The 1,376-nt window shown below is 70.2% G+C and carries 3 protein-coding genes; all 3 read left to right on the top strand.

Annotation, left to right across the window (positions count from 1 at the left end; genetic code table 11):
• The first annotated feature begins 98 nt into the window (after positions 1-98).
• Positions 99-473: a transposase gene (locus tag FV222_RS26190; protein WP_147816044.1), complete on the top strand. Its 375-nt coding sequence runs from the start codon at positions 99-101 to the stop codon at positions 471-473.
• Positions 470-817 (top strand): IS66 family insertion sequence element accessory protein TnpB, encoded by a 348-nt coding sequence (gene tnpB / locus FV222_RS26195; RefSeq protein WP_147764644.1) that lies wholly within the window; start codon positions 470-472, stop codon positions 815-817. Before FV222_RS26190 ends, tnpB begins: the two co-directional genes overlap by 4 nt.
• Positions 818-873: 56 nt before the next feature.
• Positions 874-1,376 (top strand): IS66 family transposase zinc-finger binding domain-containing protein (locus FV222_RS26200; protein WP_187277487.1); only part of this gene is annotated, 503 nt, incomplete at its 3' end.

The following is a 1,376-nucleotide window of genomic DNA, read 5'->3' on the forward strand; positions in this document are numbered from 1 at the left end:
GTAAGCGCTCGGTGACGGCTGCCTTGTGCGGATAGGGTCTGGGTCTGGATACAGGGGATGGCGCGGGATGGCGCTGTATCGGCCCTGTGTCTGGACCTATGACGAACACGGCTCACATCGTCGTCGCGGGAACGCGACGGACCTGGTCGTCCGAGCACAAGCGGGCGATCCTTGCCGAGGCGGAGGATCCGGCGACGACGGCCTCCGCAGTGGCGCGCCGGCACGGGCTTCATTCGAGTCTGCTGTTCCGCTGGCGCCGCGCTCTCCGGACAGAAGCATCGCCGCCACCGGTGGCGTCCCGCCCGAGCTTCGTTCCACTTGCGCTGCCGGCTCCGCAACCTCCCGTCCGGGACGAGCCGCCCCGCCCCGGCGCCATCGAGATCGAGCTGGCCGGCGGTCATCGGCTGCGGGCCGAGGCGGGCGCGGACGTGGTGCTCCTGCAGGGTGTGATCGCGGCGTTGCTGGGACGATGATCCCGGTTCCCTCCGGCTCGCGGGTCTGGCTGGCGACCGGCCACACCGACATGCGCAAGGGCTTCGACGGGTTGGCCAGTCTCGTGCAGGATCACTTGGCGCGTGATCCGTTCTCGGGACAGGCCTTCGTCTTCCGCGGTCGGCAGGGGCACCTGATCAAGGTGCTGTGGTGGGACGGCCAGGGCCTGTGCCTGTTCGCCAAGCGCCTGGAGAGGGGTCGCTTCGTCTGGCCGGCGACGGCGGGCGCGGCTGCCGCGCTGACGCCGGCGCAGCTCGCCATGCTGCTGGAGGGCATCGACTGGCGTACCCCGGTGCGTACGGACCGCCCCCGCATCGCGGGCTGACGCGCGGGTGCCGGCAACGGGCTTGCGTGCTGTGCCAGACGGCGTAAGCTGTTGATGTGGCTCTCGATCCTGGCTCACTCCCCGACGACGTCGATGCGCTCAAGCGCATGATCGTCGGCATGGCGCGGGAAGCCGTCCACGCCAACACACTCATCGAGAAGCTGCGCAGCGAACTCGCTCGTCTCAAGCGTGCACAGTTCGGCGTCTCGTCCGAGAAGCTGAAGGCCCGCGTCGAGCAACTCGAACTCGCCATCGAGGCGCTGGAGGTCGACGAGGCCGAGCGTCTGGCTGCCGCCCCGGTCGTTGCCGACGCCGTCGAGGCCTCCCGCGTAAGACCGGCTCGGCGCCCCTTGCCCGATCACCTGGCGCGCGAGAGCGTGATCCATCCAGGCCCCTGCGCCTGCCCGTCCTGCGGTGGGGTCCTGCGTCGGATCGGCGAGGACGTGACGGAGACCCTCGATTACGTGCCCGGCCGCTTCAAGGTGGTCCGGCACGTGCGCGAGGCGTTCGCATGCCGATCCTGCGAGGGGATGGTGCAGGCGCCCGCCCCGCATCACGC

The sequence above is a fragment of the Methylobacterium sp. WL103 genome (genome assembly GCF_008039885.1).
Lineage (GTDB): Bacteria > Pseudomonadota > Alphaproteobacteria > Rhizobiales > Beijerinckiaceae > Methylobacterium > Methylobacterium cerastii.

Coding starts and splice junctions, on each gene's coding strand:
- FV222_RS26190 (WP_147816044.1), top strand. CDS start 99: ATGACGAACACGGCTCACATCGTCGTCGCGGGAACGCGACGGACCTGG.
- tnpB (WP_147764644.1), top strand. CDS start 470: ATGATCCCGGTTCCCTCCGGCTCGCGGGTCTGGCTGGCGACCGGCCAC.